The organism is Agrilactobacillus composti DSM 18527 = JCM 14202, from assembly GCF_001436375.1.
Classification (GTDB): Bacteria; Bacillota; Bacilli; order Lactobacillales; family Lactobacillaceae; genus Agrilactobacillus; species Agrilactobacillus composti.
This window is the reverse complement of the sequence record NZ_AZGA01000065.1, coordinates 1-17,066: the sequence shown is the minus strand read 5'-3', so window position 1 is coordinate 17,066 and position 17,066 is coordinate 1. Positions and strand designations below refer to the sequence as shown.

General features: G+C 44.7%; 19 protein-coding genes. 6 read left to right on the top strand and 13 right to left on the bottom strand.

Annotation, left to right across the window (positions count from 1 at the left end; translation table 11 throughout):
- Window positions 1–120: 120 nt before the first annotated feature.
- Complete coding sequence (locus FC83_RS10570; RefSeq protein ID WP_082622588.1) at window positions 121–1,059, top strand: dihydroorotate oxidase; 939 nt, start codon at window positions 121–123, stop codon at window positions 1,057–1,059.
- Window positions 1,060–1,236: 177 nt separating this feature from the next.
- The gene (locus FC83_RS10565; protein ID WP_035451825.1) at window positions 1,237–2,346 is read left to right on the top strand and encodes a lactate oxidase; all 1,110 of its coding nucleotides are present in this window, start codon (window positions 1,237–1,239) and stop codon (window positions 2,344–2,346) included.
- An 84-nt stretch (window positions 2,347–2,430) separates the two neighbouring features.
- On the opposite strand, the gene FC83_RS10560 is transcribed toward FC83_RS10565, so the two are convergent.
- Complete coding sequence (locus FC83_RS10560) at window positions 2,431–3,423, bottom strand: aldo/keto reductase (protein WP_057002757.1); 993 nt, start codon at window positions 3,421–3,423, stop codon at window positions 2,431–2,433.
- Window positions 3,424–3,635: 212 nt separating this feature from the next.
- Here FC83_RS10560 and FC83_RS10555 point away from each other — a divergent pair, with 212 nt between their 5' ends.
- A complete protein-coding gene (locus FC83_RS10555) occupies window positions 3,636–4,001 on the top strand; it encodes a hypothetical protein (protein WP_035451826.1) in 366 nt (121 codons plus the stop codon).
- A gap of 289 nt (window positions 4,002–4,290) precedes the next feature.
- A complete protein-coding gene (gene fba / locus FC83_RS10550; RefSeq protein ID WP_035451827.1) occupies window positions 4,291–5,172 on the top strand; it encodes a class II fructose-1,6-bisphosphate aldolase in 882 nt (293 codons plus the stop codon).
- Between the two features lie 73 nt (window positions 5,173–5,245).
- Here the strand turns inward: fba and FC83_RS10545 are convergent, their stop codons facing one another.
- The 12 genes from FC83_RS10545 to FC83_RS10485 form a co-directional block, all read right to left on the bottom strand.
- Window positions 5,246–5,494 (bottom strand): hypothetical protein, encoded by a 249-nt coding sequence (locus FC83_RS10545; protein WP_152537704.1) that lies wholly within the window; start codon window positions 5,492–5,494, stop codon window positions 5,246–5,248.
- Between the two features lie 51 nt (window positions 5,495–5,545).
- Window positions 5,546–5,992 carry a helix-turn-helix transcriptional regulator gene (locus tag FC83_RS10540; RefSeq protein ID WP_057002756.1) on the bottom strand — a complete coding sequence of 149 codons (447 nt, stop codon included), beginning with the start codon at window positions 5,990–5,992 and terminating at the stop codon, window positions 5,546–5,548.
- 878 nt (window positions 5,993–6,870) lie between these two features.
- Window positions 6,871–7,524: a CBS and ACT domain-containing protein gene (locus FC83_RS10530; RefSeq protein WP_035451830.1), complete on the bottom strand. Its 654-nt coding sequence runs from the start codon at window positions 7,522–7,524 to the stop codon at window positions 6,871–6,873.
- Window positions 7,525–7,539: 15 nt separating this feature from the next.
- Entirely contained in the window at window positions 7,540–8,247 is a 708-nt protein-coding gene (locus FC83_RS10525; protein WP_057002755.1) for an ABC transporter ATP-binding protein, read from the bottom strand.
- Window positions 8,247–9,029, bottom strand: a complete 783-nt coding sequence (locus FC83_RS10520) for an ABC transporter ATP-binding protein (protein ID WP_035451831.1) — start codon at window positions 9,027–9,029, stop codon at window positions 8,247–8,249. The genes FC83_RS10525 and FC83_RS10520 overlap by 1 nt, the downstream gene beginning before the upstream one ends.
- Window positions 9,029–9,988, bottom strand: coding sequence for a branched-chain amino acid ABC transporter permease (locus tag FC83_RS10515; RefSeq protein WP_057002754.1), 960 nt, complete (start codon window positions 9,986–9,988; stop codon window positions 9,029–9,031). Before FC83_RS10515 ends, FC83_RS10520 begins: the two co-directional genes overlap by 1 nt.
- A 10-nt stretch (window positions 9,989–9,998) precedes the next feature.
- A complete protein-coding gene (locus FC83_RS10510; protein WP_035451889.1) occupies window positions 9,999–10,868 on the bottom strand; it encodes a branched-chain amino acid ABC transporter permease in 870 nt (289 codons plus the stop codon).
- 129 nt (window positions 10,869–10,997) lie between these two features.
- A complete protein-coding gene (locus FC83_RS10505; protein ID WP_057002767.1) occupies window positions 10,998–12,182 on the bottom strand; it encodes an ABC transporter substrate-binding protein in 1,185 nt (394 codons plus the stop codon).
- 248 nt (window positions 12,183–12,430) lie between these two features.
- Window positions 12,431–13,192 (bottom strand): TerC family protein, encoded by a 762-nt coding sequence (locus tag FC83_RS10500; RefSeq protein ID WP_035451833.1) that lies wholly within the window; start codon window positions 13,190–13,192, stop codon window positions 12,431–12,433.
- Between the two features lie 75 nt (window positions 13,193–13,267).
- Window positions 13,268–14,086, bottom strand: a complete 819-nt coding sequence (locus FC83_RS10495; protein ID WP_057002753.1) for a Cof-type HAD-IIB family hydrolase — start codon at window positions 14,084–14,086, stop codon at window positions 13,268–13,270.
- Between the two features lie 90 nt (window positions 14,087–14,176).
- Window positions 14,177–14,605: a hypothetical protein gene (locus FC83_RS10490; protein WP_035451834.1), complete on the bottom strand. Its 429-nt coding sequence runs from the start codon at window positions 14,603–14,605 to the stop codon at window positions 14,177–14,179.
- 186 nt (window positions 14,606–14,791) lie between these two features.
- Complete coding sequence (locus FC83_RS10485; protein WP_057002752.1) at window positions 14,792–15,790, bottom strand: hypothetical protein; 999 nt, start codon at window positions 15,788–15,790, stop codon at window positions 14,792–14,794.
- 197 nt (window positions 15,791–15,987) lie between these two features.
- Between FC83_RS10485 and FC83_RS10480 the strand changes: the two genes are divergently transcribed.
- Both FC83_RS10480 and FC83_RS10475 read left to right on the top strand, forming a co-directional pair.
- Window positions 15,988–16,659, top strand: a complete 672-nt coding sequence (locus FC83_RS10480; RefSeq protein ID WP_057002751.1) for a hypothetical protein — start codon at window positions 15,988–15,990, stop codon at window positions 16,657–16,659.
- Between the two features lie 42 nt (window positions 16,660–16,701).
- A partial coding sequence (locus FC83_RS10475) for a hypothetical protein (protein WP_057002750.1) occupies window positions 16,702–17,066 on the top strand: 365 nt, incomplete at its 3' end.

Genomic DNA, 17,066 nt, shown 5'->3' with positions numbered 1-17,066 from the left:
GTCTCCTCCTCTAAAAATCTCTAACTTAAATATTATAACAGACGTTACCAAAAAAATTGCAAGTTCGCCTGGGTTGTGCTTAAATAGAACGAATGCAAAATTTGAAGGGAGTCTTTTCACTTGGTCAACTTGTCCGCAACGTTTCAAAATCATACCTTTGCCAATCCTTTAATGAACGCTTCAGGCGTCCATTGTTATACCACCACCCAGCTTGATGAACTCTTAGCTTCTAGTGCTGGTACCTTAGTTACCAAGAGTGCCACCATGGCCTATCGCCAGGGCAATCCCAAGCCCCGTTACCGCAGCCTGGCTTTGGGTAGCATCAACTCCATGGGCTTGCCCAATGAAGGTTTGCCTTATTATTTAGACTATGTCTTAGCTAAGCAAACACAAGCCGATGTCCCCACCTTATTCCTATCCGTGGCCGGCATCAGCATGCAAGAGGATTTAGATATGTTGGCCCAAGTGGATCAAAGCGACTTCAACGGCTTCACGGAATTGAACCTGTCTTGCCCCAATGTCCCTGGCAAACCCCAAGTGGCCTATGATTTTGAAGCCACCGAAAAAATGCTGGATTCAGCCTTCAAGCTGTTCCACAAACCCCTGGGTGTGAAGTTGCCCCCTTACTTTGACCTGGCCCAATTTGACATCGTGGCCAAGATCCTCAACCAATATCCCCTGGCCTACATCAACACCATCAACAGTGTGGGTAACGGCTTATATATTGACGTGGATTCTGAAACCGTTGCGATTAAGCCTAAGGGCGGCTTTGGCGGGTTAGGCGGCGCTTATGTCCTGCCCACCGCTTTAGCCAACGTACATGCCTTCAGACAACGCTTAAATGACAGTATCGCCATTATTGGCACTGGCGGCGTGCAAACCGGGGCTGACGTCTTCGCCCATATCTTAGCTGGGGCTGACCTGGTTCAAGTGGGGACCCAGTTGGCTAAAGATGGCCCGGATGTCTTTGCCCGCTTGACCCAAGAACTCAGTGACGTGATGGCTCAAAAAGATTACCATAACCTGAGTGATTTCAAAAATAACTTAAAAGAACTATAGCCCGTATCTTCCCAAATTCCAACCGGAATTTGGGCTTTTTTTATAAGTATATGTAATCGCTTTCTATAAATATTTTTGAAAATTATGACAATTAATTGGCAAAAAGTACTTGCTTACTTTTTGTAAGTGGTTATAATGGAACTTGTAAATGAAATTCACTTGTTGGAGGTTTTCAAATTGACAATTACGAATGGTTACGAACAAAGCGATCGGGAAGAAAAACTCGATATTATTAACTTAAATGAATTAGAAGCTCAGGCAAAGGCCATTATTCCCCAAGGCGGCTTTGGTTACATCAGCGGCGGCTCTGAAGATGAATGGACTTTAAGAGAAAATACCAACGCCTTTGAGCACGCCCAAATCGTGCCCCGCGCTTTGACGGACATGGACAATCCTGAAACGGATACAACCGTATTTGGTTTAAATTTGAAGACACCCATTATGATGGCCCCTACAGCAGCCCAAGGCTTAGCCCATGCCAAGGGTGAAGTGGACACGGCTAAAGGGGTGGCGGCTGCGGGTGCTTTAATGGCCCAAAGTACTTATTCATCCACCTCCATTGCCGACACCGCCGCAGCTGGTAACGGTGCCCCCCAATTCTTCCAACTTTATATGAGCAAAGACTGGGATTTCAATAATCACTTGTTAGACCAAGCTAAAGCAGCCGGCGTGAAAGCCATCATCTTGACCGTGGATGCCACGATTGATGGCTACCGGGAAGCTGACTTGCGCAATAAGTTCCAATTCCCAATTCCTATGGCTAACTTGACGGAATATTCTGAAGGGGATGGCGCTGGTAAAGGTATCGCCGAAATTTACGCCGCTGCCGCCCAAAAAATCAGTGCGGCTGACGTTAAACGCATTGCCGACTACACCGACCTACCCGTGATCGTCAAGGGTATTGAATCTCCTGAAGACGCCCTATTTGCCATCGGTGCTGGGGCTAAAGGCATCTACGTTTCTAACCACGGTGGTCGGCAATTAAACGGCGGCCCCGCTTCCTTTGACGTGTTAGCCGACGTTGCTAAAGCCGTTGACCACCGGGTACCCATTATCTTTGATAGTGGCGTGCGCCGGGGTTCCCACGTCTTTAAAGCCTTAGCTTCCGGGGCTGATTTAGTCGCCATGGGCCGGCCGGTAATTTACGGGTTAGCTTTAGGCGGTGCCCAAGGTGTGCAATCCGTCTTTGAAGAACTCAACGGTGAATTGAAGATTGACATGCAATTAGCCGGCACTAAGACCATTGAAGACGTTAAGAAAGCAAAACTGTTGCATATTCACTATTAATCTGACGTATTAATTTTTAAATAAAGCCTATAAAAAACGGGATTCAGACCATTTTCAGTCTGAATCCCGTTTTAATTTACTGGCTTAACCTTTAATGATTTTTTGAATCTGATCTAATTCATCTTGAGTGAAGTCTAAGTGCTCAGCAGCTTTGATGTTGTCCACCAAATGCTCGATCTTAGAAGTCCCTAAAATCACGCTGGTCACCACTTGATCCTTTAATAACCAGGCCAAGGACATCTGGGCTAAGGTTTGCTGGCGGCCCTGGGCCAGTTCATTTAATTGCCTTAACTTAGCGGCCACTTTGTCGGTGCCCTCATCAAACAAATACTTATTGGTACGGTGGATTGGGAAGTCTGCCGGGATGCCGGTTAAATAGCGGTCCGACAACAAGCCCTCGGCCACCGGGCCATAAGCAATCACCCCGCCTCCCAGTTCTTTGGCGGCAGTCAATAGCCCCGTGTCAGCGGCTTCTTGATTCAGCATATTATAAGAAAATTGATTCAACACATATGGGACATGGCGCTCCTTCAATAACCCGGCCATTTCTTTCATCTGGGCCGTATTGTAATTAGAAATCCCAATATACAAAGCCTTCCCGCTGCGAACAATCTGGGCCATGGTATCCGCCGTTTCTTCAAAAGCCGTATTAGGGTCTGGTTGATGGGAGTAAAAAATATCCACATAGTCTAACCGCAGGCGCTTTAGACTATGGTCCAGATTAGCAATCAGGGACTTTTTAGAGCCCATGGACCCATAAGGCCCGGGCCACATTTCAAAGCCGGCCTTGGTGGACACCACCAGTTCGTCGCGATAAGGCCGCAAGTCATGATCTAAAATCTGGCCAAAGGTCTCTTCAGCGGTCCCCTTTTCCGGACCGTAGTTATCCGCCAGGTCAAAGTGGAAAATACCCTGGTCAAAGGCTGCTAAAACCGTATCCCGCGAATCTGCTAAGTTCGCGTGGTTCCCAAAGTTATGCCATAACCCTAGTGCAAAAATTGGTAATTGTAAGCCAGTCTTACCCACCCGCCGAATGGGCACGTGGTCATAACGATCTGCTGCTGGGACATAAGTCATGTGAAAACCTCCTAGAATTGAGAATTGATTATATCGTCATTATAACCAATCTAGCCCAAATAAGCATGGAAAGGCCTTCATAATGATGCCGCTTAGTTGGTTGTTACCAAAGACCTGGCATTAATTTAACCACTTCCAAGGCGTTATGGTCGCAACAGCGACCGTTATGGGGGTAAAATAGGGCTATCAATATCATTGGAGGAATGATGCCTATGTTAGATGTAAAAAAATCAATTGAACGCTTGCAGTGGACTGTGGATCATCACTTTTTACACATCCAAGCCCAGCATCCATTCATGCGAGCTTGGGCCGTTCAATTTGAGTTGGCTTATACGGATTTTCGGGTGATTCAAATGGCACTACAGCTTTCTGGCGACGAAAACCATGCGCTATTGGCTGAGTTTGCCAAGGTTTATGAGGGTATCTTCAATTATGAGTATGAATTTGCCGGCAATGGGTTAGACAGTTTTAATCAAAAGTACGGGGATGAAATCGAACAATACCTGCAATTGGTCAAACAGTTCGATGGCATTATTGACCAAATCAAAGTCATCCCCGGTGCAGAGGGTGCCTCTTAGGCATCTTTAGGCGAAAAATTGTGATTTTTTGAGCTATTTATCAAAATTTTTATATTGTAAGCTCCCTAAGAGAAATTTAGCCATTACTTAAAAAACGCTATGAATCTTCAAAAAACACGACCAATTGCACTGGTAACAAGCAGTGATACCAAGCTTTACGAGCTCAAATGCTACTAAAAAACTCTCATGAAATTTAAAGTTTTTTCAGAAACATTGGGAAAGTTATTTCAATGTTTGGAAAATAATGATAAACTAAGAGAGAAATACATTTTATTTGGAGGCTATTATAATGTCTTTAGTACATGGTACAGAAATTCTTGCAGGTGCCCAAAAGGGTCACTATGCAGTCGGCGCATTTAACACGAACAACTTGGAATGGACTCGGGCAATTTTGGCTGCTGCGCAACACACCAATACACCGGTCATCATCCAATCTTCTATGGGTGCTGCAAAGTACATGGGTGGTTATGAATTAGTTCAACACTTAGTTCAAGACACTATCAAATCTATGCACATCACTGTTCCTGTCATCATGCATTTGGATCATGGTAACTTTGAAGCTGCCAAAGCAGCCATTGCTGCTGGTTACAACTCTGTTATGTTTGACGGTCATGATTTAGACTTCCAAGATAACTTAGAGAAGACTAAAGAAATCGTTGCTTTAGCACACGAACGCGGCATTTCCGTTGAAGCTGAAGTTGGTTCTATTGGCGGTGAAGAAGACGGCGTTATCGGTGAAGGTGAATTAGCTGATGTTGAAGAAGCTAAACAATTAGCTGCCACTGGTATCGACTTCTTAGCTGCTGGTATTGGTAACATTCACGGTGTATACCCTGACAACTGGAAAGGTTTACACTTCGATCGTTTGGAAGAATTAAGAGATGCTGTCCCAGTACCATTAGTATTACATGGCGGTTCTGGTATTCCTGTTGAACAAATCCAAAAAGCGATCAGTTTAGGCGTTGCTAAAGTTAACGTTAATACTGAACAACAAATCGCTTGGGCTAAAGAAGTTCGCAAGTACTTCGAAGCTGACAAAGACAAGTTAGAAAAAGGCTTTGATCCTCGTAAAGTCTTAGCACCTGGTACCAAAGCTATCCAAGATACTGTTGAACAACATATCAAGTGGTTTGGTACAAAACCTATTAAATTAGTTCCTGAAGAACTTTAATAGGTCAAACCCGCAATATCAAAGCGGCTGCCTGCAAAACAATGTTTTGTGGGCAGCCGCTTTTTTGAACGCTTTAAGATAGTTTTCGGAAGAACATCGAAATTTGGCGATAACTTTTCAGGTGATGTCTGCGCTTTAGGACATCAATCCTTAAACCCGCTGATAGCAACAGGATCATGCCTAAGCTAGCTGGCCCCAGTAATTGAAAGCCGAATGACTGCACATTACAGATACTGGCAAAGTAAATAATGCCACCTAAAAGCATCACACTAGCCCAGAACTGAAATTGCCGTTTCAACCTGTCTACATTTTTACCCATCATCTCACCTCATCCTTGCCCAAACACCCTTATTATGGCATTGGACTTAATATTTCATTTCATCAAATAGGCATGAATCTTTTTATAGTTGGTAAGCTGATGCGTTCGTTTTAAAGTTTCCAGTTGCACACAGGCCAGCGTCAAACCCACTAAGCTCAACATGCCAAGCACCATGGCACCGACGCCCAACTTAGCCACCAAACAAAGACTGCCTAAAAATAAAATGAGGGTAATGCCCATAGCAGTTGCATTGAGTTTCAACCGTCTTTTATCTTGCCGCGCTATATTGACCCTTTCCTGAGCTGGTATCGCTCCCACCAGTTCTCTGAGATCTACCGCAAAAACTTGGCAAATAATCAACAATGATTCAATATCCGGATAGGTTTTCCCAGTTTCCCAATTTGACACCGTTTGCCGTGAGACATGGATTGCCAAAGCAAAGGCCTCTTGGGTCAAATGATTAGTTTGCCGGACCTGCCGCAAATTCGCTGATATAGTCATTACCTCATCTCCAAGCTTAATATTTTATAGGTACTTTGTCTGTCAAAGTCCTTTTGCAAATTGTTTGATGGCTTAAATTAATAAAAATCCGGTTTATCCTGTTTTTATACCAAGTCTAGCGTCAGCCACAACTGATTGCAATTAGAATCTTGCATCAAACTCACAAAATACCAAAGCAGTCCCTTAATTATTTCCCGGGAAATAATTAAGGGACTTATCGATTCAACCTGGCATTATTTAACATCCTTATTCTCAAGCTGTTTATCCGAATCTTTACGCGCCGTTGTATCTGCTATTACCACTGTATCTACCTTGACTTGACTGGTATCGCCCTGAAGATAGGCCAGAATTTGTGCGACACTTTTTCATATTGGTTTTATGAGTGTTTTTAGTCATCTTAATTTCCTCACTTCTGACTTGTAAGATTGCCGCTAATTTTGAAATATGATAAACTTATTTTACTTCAGATGTTTATTTACGGGAAATATGCCATATTCTATGCCACTTTTCGACTGCATCAATGACATAAGGAGGGGCACTATCATGCTTATTACTGGTATGCGAGTATATAAGTTTTTCGTCATCGTATCTACCCTGATTCTTGGACCTTTACTCATCATTGAAATACTCACTCAGAGTGACAAGTCGCTTATCGTTACTTATTCTCTTGCAATCAGTGCTAACTTAATTTTATATCCCATTATTTCCCGAAATATTACCAAGCAATAAACGGTTCAGTGTAGACTTTATCAAGGTCTATGCTGAGCCGTATTTATTTGGAATATCATCCCATCTTGGAAAATATCAAAATGATACTGCTTTTTCCACCAAAAAAACGGGCTGATTTCCTAGAAATCAACCCGCCAATAGCATAATTGCTAAAACTCTTTAGATAACTCAGCTTGTAACACGTCATACCCGGCGTCAGTTAAGACTTTTTTGATCCCAGCCACGTCGCTACCTTCAATATGGGCTTCAATGACCTGATTATTCGGTTGGCGGTTCACAACTAGGGTTAAAATATTGTAGTTGCTCTTGGCTAAGGCCGTGGCAATCCCGGCTAAGGTCCCCACTTTATCCTTATCTTCAGCGCTGACCACCACCAGGGCCCCGCCCATGGTATAGCCGGAAAGGTTCAAAAAGGCATCAAAGATATCATTGTTGGTGATAATGCCCTTTAAGGTCCCATTTTGATCTAAGACTGGCAAGACACCGATGTTGTAATGGCGCATCTTATAAATGGCATCTTCCAATAACTCATTTTGGGAAATGGTCAGGACACTTTTTTCCATGATGTCCCGGACCGTGGTCTTATTGAGTAAGTAGTTCACTTCATAAACACTCAAACTGGTGGCTTTTGACGGCATAGCCGCCTCAATGATGCCTTGGGTGACCAAGCCCACTAGCCGACCATTATCCACCACTGGCAGGCGGTGAATCTTATGCTCCCGCATTAAATCAATCGCCGCGTTAACGCCAAGGTCTGGCGTCACCGTAATTAAATCTTTGGTCATGAAATCTGCAACACTCATCTTTTAACTCCCCCTTTAACCACCTAAGTAGGCTTTTTTCACTTCCGCATTATTCAATAGCTCTTGGCCAGTCCCGCTCAGCACGATTTTACCCACGGATAAAACATAACCCCGATCGGCGATGGACAAGGCCTTAGCGGCATTTTGTTCGATCAGTAGGACGGTAGTCCCTTGCTTTTTAATAGATTCAATAATATCAAAAATTTCGTTGATGAAAATTGGGGCCAAGCCCATGGAAGGTTCATCCAACAGCAATAACTTCGGTGCGGCCATTAAAGCCCGCCCCATGGCTAACATCTGTTGTTCCCCACCGGATAGGGTAGCCGCGTCTTGGTTCTTCCGTTCCTGCAGAACTGGGAAGCGTTCAAAGACATTGTCGTAGTCTTTTTTCAGTTGGCTCTTGTCTTTTCTTAAAAAGGCCCCCATTTGCAGGTTTTCCAACACGGATAACCCGGCAAAAATATGCCGGCCTTCAGGGACTTGGGAAATACCCCCAGAGACGATTTTTTGGGATTTTTCTTTTTGAATTTCTTTGCCATTATATAAAATCCGGCCAGACTTGGGGCGCATGATACCGGAGATGGTATGCAAAATAGTACTCTTACCAGCCCCATTGGCCCCGATCAAAGAGACGATCTCGCCCTCATTGACGTTGAAGCTGACCCCTTTAACGGCTTGGATGACGCCATAATTGACGAATAAGTCCTCAACTTGTAATAACATTAGACACCGCCTCCTAGATAAGCATCGACCACGGCTTGGTTGGCCTGGATTTCTTGCGGGGTCCCTTCTGCCAACAGTTTACCATATTGCAATACATAAATCCGCTCGGCCACGTTCATGACCAAGGACATATCATGTTCGATCAACAATACCGTAATGCCAAATTCCTGTTGAATTTGGCGAATCGTGGCGGTCAAGGCCGCCGTTTCTTCTGGGTTCATCCCCGCTGCCGGTTCATCTAAGAACAAAATCTTAGGTTTGGTGGCCAGGGCCCGGATAATTTCCAAACGCCGCTGCGCCCCGTAAGGCATGTTGCTGGCAATGGTCTCGGCCATGTCTTCCATGTGGAAAATCGCCAGTAAATCTAACGCTTCTTTACGCAGCCGGTCTTCAACTTTATAAAAACTCGGTAAGCGGAATAGGCTTGAAATAAAGCCTTCCTTGTTCTTACTGGTCATGGAGATCAATACATTATCCAAAACACTCAACCCTTTGAATAAGCGAATATTCTGGAAGGTCCGGGCTAAGCCCATATCGGCAATTTTATAGGGCTTCTTGCCGTTTAAGACCTGCATGCCCTCATTATTCGTCCTAAGGGAAATTGAGCCCGCAGAAGGGACCGTTTGGCCGGTAATCAAGTTAAATAAGGTGGTTTTACCCGCCCCATTGGGTCCAATCAAGGCCACCAGCTCATTGTCATCTAGATGCATATTCACATCAGAGACTGCTGCCAAGCCGCCAAAGTTCTTCGTTAAGTCTTTAACATCTAATAAAACAGCCATTAGGCACCCTCCTTTGCTTTCTTCTTAGTCCGGTTGAACAAGCGCTTGACGGAAAACTCCCAGGTCCCCAACAAGCCCTTAGGCCGGAAAATCATGATCAAAATCAAAGCTAAAGAGTACAAGACCATCCGCAAAGCCCCGAAACCTTGTAAAACCATATCCAAGATCCCTAACAAAGCTGCAGCGGCAAAGGTCCCAGTCATACTACCAATCCCACCCATGACCACGATGATCAAGATGTTAATGGACTCCATGATGCCAAAGTCATTGGGCGCGATGGTCTGAATATAGTTGGCGTGCAGTGCGCCCCCAATGGCGGCGGTCATGCCCCCAAAGACGAAGGCGGCAACTTTAAATTTCGTAGTATTGATCCCCATGGATTCAGCGGCAATTTCATCTTCCCGAACAGACAGGATGGCCCGGCCGTTACGGGAATGAATGAAGTTGACGGTGAAAATCGTGGTGACCACCACTAGGATATAAACCAAGGACCAGTTGGCTAATTGGGGCAAGCCATATAAGCCGGCGGGGCCGTTGGTGATTTTTAAGTTCACTAAAATGATCCGAATAATTTCAGCCGCACCCATGGTGGCGATTGCCAAATAATCCCCTTTTAACCGCAGGGTAGGGATCCCAATGATCAAGGCCACCACCCCGGCTAACAGCATGCCGATGACGGTACCTAACACAAAGCCCCCCTCAGTGGGGATTGCTTGGGTCACCAAAGCCGCAGCATAAGCGCCCAGGGCCATAAATCCGGCATGGCCCAAAGAAAATTGGCCAGAAAAACCGATGATCAAGTTTAAACCAGTGGCTAAGATGATGTTGATCCCAATCAAAACTAAGGTGTTCTCCGCGAATTGATCGATGATGCCCACACCTTCAAAGACATTGATCAAAACCCACCCCAATACAGCAATGGCTAACCAAATCGCGTTATATTTGAGATTTTTCTTCAATGTCTTTCACCTACACTTTCTCACGGGTGGTCTTGCCTAAGATACCGGCAGGCCGAATAATTAAAATCACAATCAAAATGCCGTAAACGGCAGCGTCCCGGAAGGCGGAGAAGCCCATGGCTTGAACGGCCGTTTCCACCAAACCAATGACAAAGCCACCTAAAGCGGCCCCTGGAATCAAACCAATCCCACCTAAAACGGCAGCAACGAAGGCTTTGATACCTGGTGTCATCCCCATCAACGGGTCAATGGAGTTGTAATACAAGCCAATCATGACCCCAGCCGCCCCTGCCAAAGCAGAACCTAAGGCAAAGGTGAAAGAAATCGTATGGTCCACGTTGATCCCAATCAATTGGGCAGCTTCAGGATCCACCGACACGGCCCGCATGGCTTTTCCCATCCGGGTCCGTTTAATAATTAATTGCAATAAGATCATTAACACAATGGAGGTCACCAAAATCAAAACTTGGACATTTGAAATGGAAAGACTCCCTAAATGATAACGGTGCATCACCATGGCCTGGGGGAAATCCCGGGGACTAGAGGAGAACAGATAACTCATGCCATTTTCAAGTAAGAAAGATACCCCAATGGCGGTGATCAAAACAACGATCCGCGGTGAATCCCGCAGGGGACGATAAGCCAAGAATTCCACAATGACCCCAATGATCGCACAAAAGATCATGGATAAAATAAGTGCTGTCCAAAAGCCCACGTGGAAAGTGTTGATCATGTAGTAGCCCCAAAAGGCCCCTAACATGTAAACATCACCATGGGCAAAGTTGATCAACTTGATAATGCCGTAAACCATGGTGTAGCCCAAGGCTAATAGGGCATAGATACTGCCTAATGACAGGCCATTAATGAGCTGTTGTAAAATCTGCACAAGGCTTCACTCCTAACATAATTTTTTTCTTGAAAAAAGCCCAGTCGCATGATTGGACTAGGCTTTGTGGACAATTACCTAATTTATCAGTCGAATTGGCAGAGACAATTAGGGTAAAACAGGTTACTTAACGGCAGTTGCTTCAGCTTCAGAACCATCCATCAACTTGGTAACGATAACTGGTTTTTGTGGGTTATGGTATTTATCCATTGTGATGGTCCCAGTAACACCTTGGAAGTTCTTCAACTTAGCTAAACCTTCAGCAATTTTAACAGAGTTCGTAGATTTTTCGGTTTCGATGGCTTGTTTGATCATGTAAACGGCATCGTAAGACAAAGCATCAAAGGTCCCGGCGTCATCACCGTAAGTATCTTTGTAAAGTTTCAAGTAATCCGCAACTTTATTGTTAGCAGGTGCTTTGGCATCAAAGTGCGTTGTGTAGTAGATATTAGAAGCATTGCTCTTACCGGCAATTGAAACCAACTTAGGATCGGCGAAACCGTCAGCCCCAACGATTGGTTTATCAATGCCCATTTCCCGAGCTTGACGAATGATCAAACCGGCTTCAGAGTAATAGCCGGGTACGAAAATAGCGTCGTAGTTCTTGCTCTTTAACTTGGTCAATAAGGTATTGAAATCCTTGTCGCCGGCTTGGTAATATTCGGTGGTGACAATCTTGCCTTTGTATTCACCCTTAAAGGCTTTGATCAAACCTTGGGCGTAATCAGTAGATTTGTCCCCTAAGATAGCCACGTTCTTTAACTTCATCGTGTTATACACGTATTTCGCTAAAGCTTTCCCTTGGAAACTATCTTCAAAACAAGACCGGAACATGTAAGGTTGCACTTTCCCATTCTTTTGCAGGGTCAGTGAATCTTGCGTGCCTCCTGGTGTGATCAATGGCACTTTGGCCTTCGTCATATTTGGCAAAGCTGCTAAGCCGGCGCCAGATGTAATTGGGCCGATGACAGCGCTGGCTTTAGTTTGCGTGGTCAAGTTAGTGGCAATGGAAGCCGCTGAGGCGTTATCAGACTTGTTGTCTTTAGTGACTAACTTCAACTTCATCTTCTTATCGCCGACTTTAACACCGCCGTCTTTGTTGATCTTAGTGACAGCTAATTTGACACCACGTTGCATTGCGCTCCCGTAGGCTGCTGCTGCCCCAGACAATTCGAAGTTACCACCAATGGTAATCGTATCCCCTGACGCAGAGTTCCCAGATGTACCAGCTTTGTTGGCACAACCTGTAAAGACAGCAGCCAACATCATGGCTGTTGCCGCTAATGTAGCAATCTTCATTTTCTTCATATTCTCACCCATCCCTACGCTTTCTAATGCTTTTCTAATATATTAAAACATTATTATAACTAAATCAAGGAAATTCCTATATAAATATTAAAAAAAGTCTGAAAAACCATTATTAAAACGGTTTCGCAGACTTATTTTGTCTTATCATTGAATACTAATCTTACAATTAGAAGTCAGCACCGACTGCCTTGGCGCAGTTAAAAACAAGCCTTGCCAGCGCCGGTAATACCTGACATGGGACGCCTTAGCTAGAATTTTTTAGGGTGCCGCTTAGCTTTCACGTTATGATAGATGACCGTTAGGAAAATACTGCCAAAAACGATGATGGCAAAAATCAAATTGGGGATCTCGATATCAATGGCGGGGATGGTCAAGAATAACTTGATGGCGATAAAGCCGATCAAGCCATAGGCCATGATCTCCAGTTCCGGAACTTTTTGCATCAGGCGCATGATCACCTGGGCAATCCCCCGCATGGCCAAGATGCCGATAATGCCCCCAATCAAAACAATGACCGGGTTGTTGGAAATCGCCAACGCTGCCAGGACAGAATCAATGGAAAAGACAATATCCATAGCTTCGATGGCCAAAACTACCCGCCAAAATAAGGGCAGCAGGTGTTTTTTACCATCCTGGAAGTCACTGGTGGACTTTTGTTTGACCTTGTCCGGATTATGCCGGTCATAGAAGTACTTGAGGCTTAAATACAGTAAATAAACCGCCCCTAAGACTTTGATGATCCAAAACTTGATCAAAAAGACCCCAATGCCAATGACTAAAAACCGGAAAATATAAGCCCCTAACAGACCATAAAATAAAGACTTCTCCTGTTGGGCCTTGGTGGGTAGGATCTGGGTCTGAGCCGCCAACACAATGGCATTGTCCACGGATAATAAACACTCCATGAGAATCAAGGACAAGATAATCAGCCAATCATCCACCGACGTGATGACAGCCTGCCAGTTGGCTAATTGAAAAAACGGTTGATATAATTCGACGATTGCCTGCATGATTGCAGCCACCTCACAAGTTAAACCGGCCTGGATCAAACTTCAGTCCGGCAAAAAGATTTTTTTGTAAAAAGATTATAACACGAACTTTTCGATGACTTCAGCTACAGCGTCGTGGTTATTGTCGTTTTGGGTGACGTATTGGGCCTGGGCCTTCACGGCATCGATGCCGTTAGCCACACTGACCCCTAGCCCGGCGGCTTTGATCATGGGTAGGTCGTTGCTGTTGTCGCCAATGGCTATGATTTCAGCCGGCTTGATCCCTAGATCGGCGGCTAAGGCCACCACGCCGCGGCCCTTGTCCACCCCAGCCCGGTTAAACTCGATATAACGGTCCGAGGAAAAGGCGGTGGATAAAGGCGTGGTCACTTGTTGGACCACTTGATCTCTTAAGGCGATTCGCTGGGCCATGGTGGGCAATGCCACGATGATTTTCATGACCGGTTCTGTCCCCAGGATGTCAAAGGGCGTATTGTCGGCCATCACTTCAAAATCCACGCCCCGTTGGCTGAGATAGTCCACATCGTATGGCAGGGGATGCCAAATGCGACCGTGTTCTGGGGTATAAACGTGGACCGCGCCACCGCTGGTCATGGTGATGTCATAGATCTGCTTGGCCACGGGTAAATCCAGGGCGTGGTCCGCTATGATGGCGTTATGCTCGTTATCAATGGTCAAAGCGCCGTTAAAAGAAATCGAATAACTATCAGCTACCCCGGCTAACCCCAAGGTTTTCAAATTGTCTTGAAAGGACGTGTAACTGCGCCCGGAATTTGGTACAAAGTAGATGCCCTTAGCCAAAGCGGCTTTAATAGCCCCGATGGTCTTAGGGGTCATAACGCCTGAATCGTCCAATAGTGTTTCATCTAAATCACAGGTAATTAATTTATACATGCTAACCTCCAAAATCATAACTTACCTGTCTATCATACCCAATTATGGGATAGTTGAATACGCTTTTAGATAAAAAGGGGCCACTTTGTCTCAATCAGCACGCTGGCGCCGGATCAAAGTCGCAATTAGGGCCACGCCTAAAATAGGCACCGCCAAGAGATAAACGCCAAAATACAAGGCCAAATTAAAACCCCAGCGACTCAGATCCCCATCCCGGCCATGGCTGTGCCAAGCAGACCCGTACATGATGGTGCCAAAGGATTCCTTTTTCCCATTGAGTTCATAGCCCTGTTGCATGTAAGATTTATTGGTGGTTTTTGGGGGATGGGCCTGGCGAAAGCGCCGGACAATCCCAAAAGCGGCGGGAAATAAAACGACGGCGTGACTGAAATTAAGATAGTCCAATGGCCCCAGGGTCCTTTGAAACTCGCCTGCGCCGTTGACATGACTAAATAAGAAAACGACCCCAAAATAAACACTACTCAAGCAAAGAATTGCCAAATACTTTAGAACTTTCATCCTTCGTGCCCCCTTCATGCTGGAAGAGACATAAAATCAAGTTAGCCAATTAAGTTGTTTTTATCTTACCATGGCTGTCCCCAATCCTAATGGTCAAAAGCTCACTAAAAATTGTGGCCACCATAAAAAAAGCTATTTTGAGACGAACACTGCTCAAAATAACTTCCTATTTATAATTGATAAAATTTAAAGGTCTTGGTAGTCAATCCATTGGTTATCATTACCTAACCGTAAGAAGACCCGGTTGTTGATATTTTTCACAGCAAATACCCGATAGGCCCCCGTTGTAGCGATGGTCCCTTGGGCTTTGCCGGCACCGTTATAAGTCAAAATGCCTTGGAGCACATTGCTTGTGGTGGCAATCGGCAAGACATCCATCCTATAAACCCAGCCCTGACCTTCAATGCTATATGCATGGGCAAGTTTATCGGTATCTAGAACATCGGCTTCAATAGGCCATAAGGTTTTAGTCGGACTTAATGTACCTTGGGCTGTCTCTAATCCCGCGGTCGTATAAGTAGGGATGGCGACACCATCCGTAAACAAACCTAGAAATGCGCCAGCTAGCGGTGCACTACTTTGATATGAGGCGTTTCTATTCTCCCGATCACTGACCCATTGATTGTTCCCCAGGTCAAAAGTTACCGGAAATCCAAAATTATTGACGCCGGTATTGACCACCTGCCACTCACTAATTGAGGGGTCTAAAGTACGTCCAGTAGCTTGCGTTGCAGCAGCATCCGAATAAATTTTCATAGGCGTTTTAAAGGAATCATAATACCTTGTTCCAAAATCTATAGCTTCAATACCCTTACGGCCCAAGTCTAACGGCACCTCAAACGGATAATTGGCGGTAAATTTATCCGCAGGTTTGACCCACTGATCACCGCCTAAATCAATCGCTTCTAGCGTCCCATCACCCGCTTTGATATAGCCAAAAGATTGGTATTGGGGATAGTCTAAGCTAAGCGTCTTCCCCGTTGCCGTAAATTGACCGGTGCTGTCTTTGCTATAAAGCGGCAAATCTTGATAACCGCTGGCAAAGACACCATTGGCTTTGGTCTCAGTGACGCCCTGTCCCGCCGTGCTTGCGGCACCGGCCTGATGAACGCTACCCAAATTGCCCAGTGCTGTCATGCCGAATGCCAACGCTAATAGTAATAGCCATCTAAAATTTCGCTTCATGATCCATAACCTCCCCAACCGTTGTATGTACGCCTCTATCTTAGCACAGCTTTTGCTGAAAAACGCCACTGTCCTTATTATTGCCTAAATCTCTGCAATCTAAACGAGCATGGTACAATAATGATAGATGCTCATTACATTAAGCACATGATATTGTGGATTTGTGGTTTCTCTATTCAATAATTGGGGGCGTTGTTTTGAAAAAGAAAACTATAAGTTTTATTGGGTTAGCTGTTACTGCATTGTTGTTGAGTTTGATGCCAGTACAAACTACTGCGGCCGCCAATAATGACGTGATTTTTACTATTCGGGACTCATCTTTTTTAACATTAACTAGTTCTAAATATCAGGATTTAGTTCAGCACAAATTGGATTCAGCAAATGTTGCTGTTAAAGACTCATTTGTGCCGGGACTTACAGTATGGCAATTTTCCAATTCGTATAGTGGTTACTGGTCCTTACCGAGTGAAGATCCTTGGGGAATTGGTTTTGCGAATAAAATCTACGAAGTTGGTCCAAATTTATTCTTAAGTGTAAAACAGACACTTCAAATTCCGGTTGGAAAGATAACGCGTGATGGCTTAGGTGTGTATAGCGGCTCAAGTGCCCTAGACAATACACCTTGGCAAATCGCTTGGTTTAGCAAGTATACCGCAACCGTTCAAAATGACGGCCCAGTTGCAATATGGCAATCACCGGCCTATCAAACTCCGGTTCAATGGGTTAATCCTGGGGAAAGCTATAATATCAACCAAGCCTATTTCTCATATGACTCTGGCCTTTGGTTTGATATTGGTGCCAACCAATGGATTCCAGCTTTTTATTTAAATGGCAATTTAGGCAATGCTTCTGTTAATAGTTGGTCATAAGTTAATAATTGTATTTTTCGTTGGTGATTTGGAGGATTATTTATGAAGAAGAAAATACTGACTTTTTTAATACTAACCATCTCAGCGTTACTATTTGCACTGCTTCCAGCAAAAACCATTGCATTGGCTGATGATGAAGTTGTGATTCCGGTTCAAGATTCATCCTTTCTGACGTTGAACGAATTTAACTATCAAGGTCTTCTTTCTGGAGAACGGGGTTATTTCAACAGCAACTTGGTCGCTAATTCCTATGTTCCAGGACTATCCGCATGGAAACTATCCAGACTATACACAGGAGGCTGGGCTGGCGGGCAAGCGGATCCTTGGTATAGAACCGCCAGAGAACTATACGAAGTTGGCCCAGATATGTTTCTAACAGACTATCAAGCCATTGTAATTCCTGCTAA

What these genes read in the sequence shown, in the direction of transcription:
- FC83_RS10560 (WP_057002757.1), bottom strand. Translation starts at nt 3,423, where the DNA reads ATGACTTATGTCCCAGCAGCAGATCGTTATGACCACGTGCCCATTCGG.
- FC83_RS10555 (WP_035451826.1), top strand. Translation starts at nt 3,636, where the DNA reads ATGTTAGATGTAAAAAAATCAATTGAACGCTTGCAGTGGACTGTGGAT.
- fba (WP_035451827.1), top strand. Translation starts at nt 4,291, where the DNA reads ATGTCTTTAGTACATGGTACAGAAATTCTTGCAGGTGCCCAAAAGGGT.
- FC83_RS10545 (WP_152537704.1), bottom strand. Translation starts at nt 5,494, where the DNA reads ATGATGGGTAAAAATGTAGACAGGTTGAAACGGCAATTTCAGTTCTGG.
- FC83_RS10540 (WP_057002756.1), bottom strand. Translation starts at nt 5,992, where the DNA reads ATGACTATATCAGCGAATTTGCGGCAGGTCCGGCAAACTAATCATTTG.
- FC83_RS10530 (WP_035451830.1), bottom strand. Translation starts at nt 7,524, where the DNA reads ATGAGTGTTGCAGATTTCATGACCAAAGATTTAATTACGGTGACGCCA.
- FC83_RS10525 (WP_057002755.1), bottom strand. Translation starts at nt 8,247, where the DNA reads ATGTTATTACAAGTTGAGGACTTATTCGTCAATTATGGCGTCATCCAA.
- FC83_RS10520 (WP_035451831.1), bottom strand. Translation starts at nt 9,029, where the DNA reads ATGGCTGTTTTATTAGATGTTAAAGACTTAACGAAGAACTTTGGCGGC.
- FC83_RS10505 (WP_057002767.1), bottom strand. Translation starts at nt 12,182, where the DNA reads ATGAAGAAAATGAAGATTGCTACATTAGCGGCAACAGCCATGATGTTG.
- FC83_RS10500 (WP_035451833.1), bottom strand. Translation starts at nt 13,192, where the DNA reads ATGCAGGCAATCGTCGAATTATATCAACCGTTTTTTCAATTAGCCAAC.
- FC83_RS10495 (WP_057002753.1), bottom strand. Translation starts at nt 14,086, where the DNA reads ATGTATAAATTAATTACCTGTGATTTAGATGAAACACTATTGGACGAT.
- FC83_RS10490 (WP_035451834.1), bottom strand. Translation starts at nt 14,605, where the DNA reads ATGAAAGTTCTAAAGTATTTGGCAATTCTTTGCTTGAGTAGTGTTTAT.
- FC83_RS10485 (WP_057002752.1), bottom strand. Translation starts at nt 15,790, where the DNA reads ATGAAGCGAAATTTTAGATGGCTATTACTATTAGCGTTGGCATTCGGC.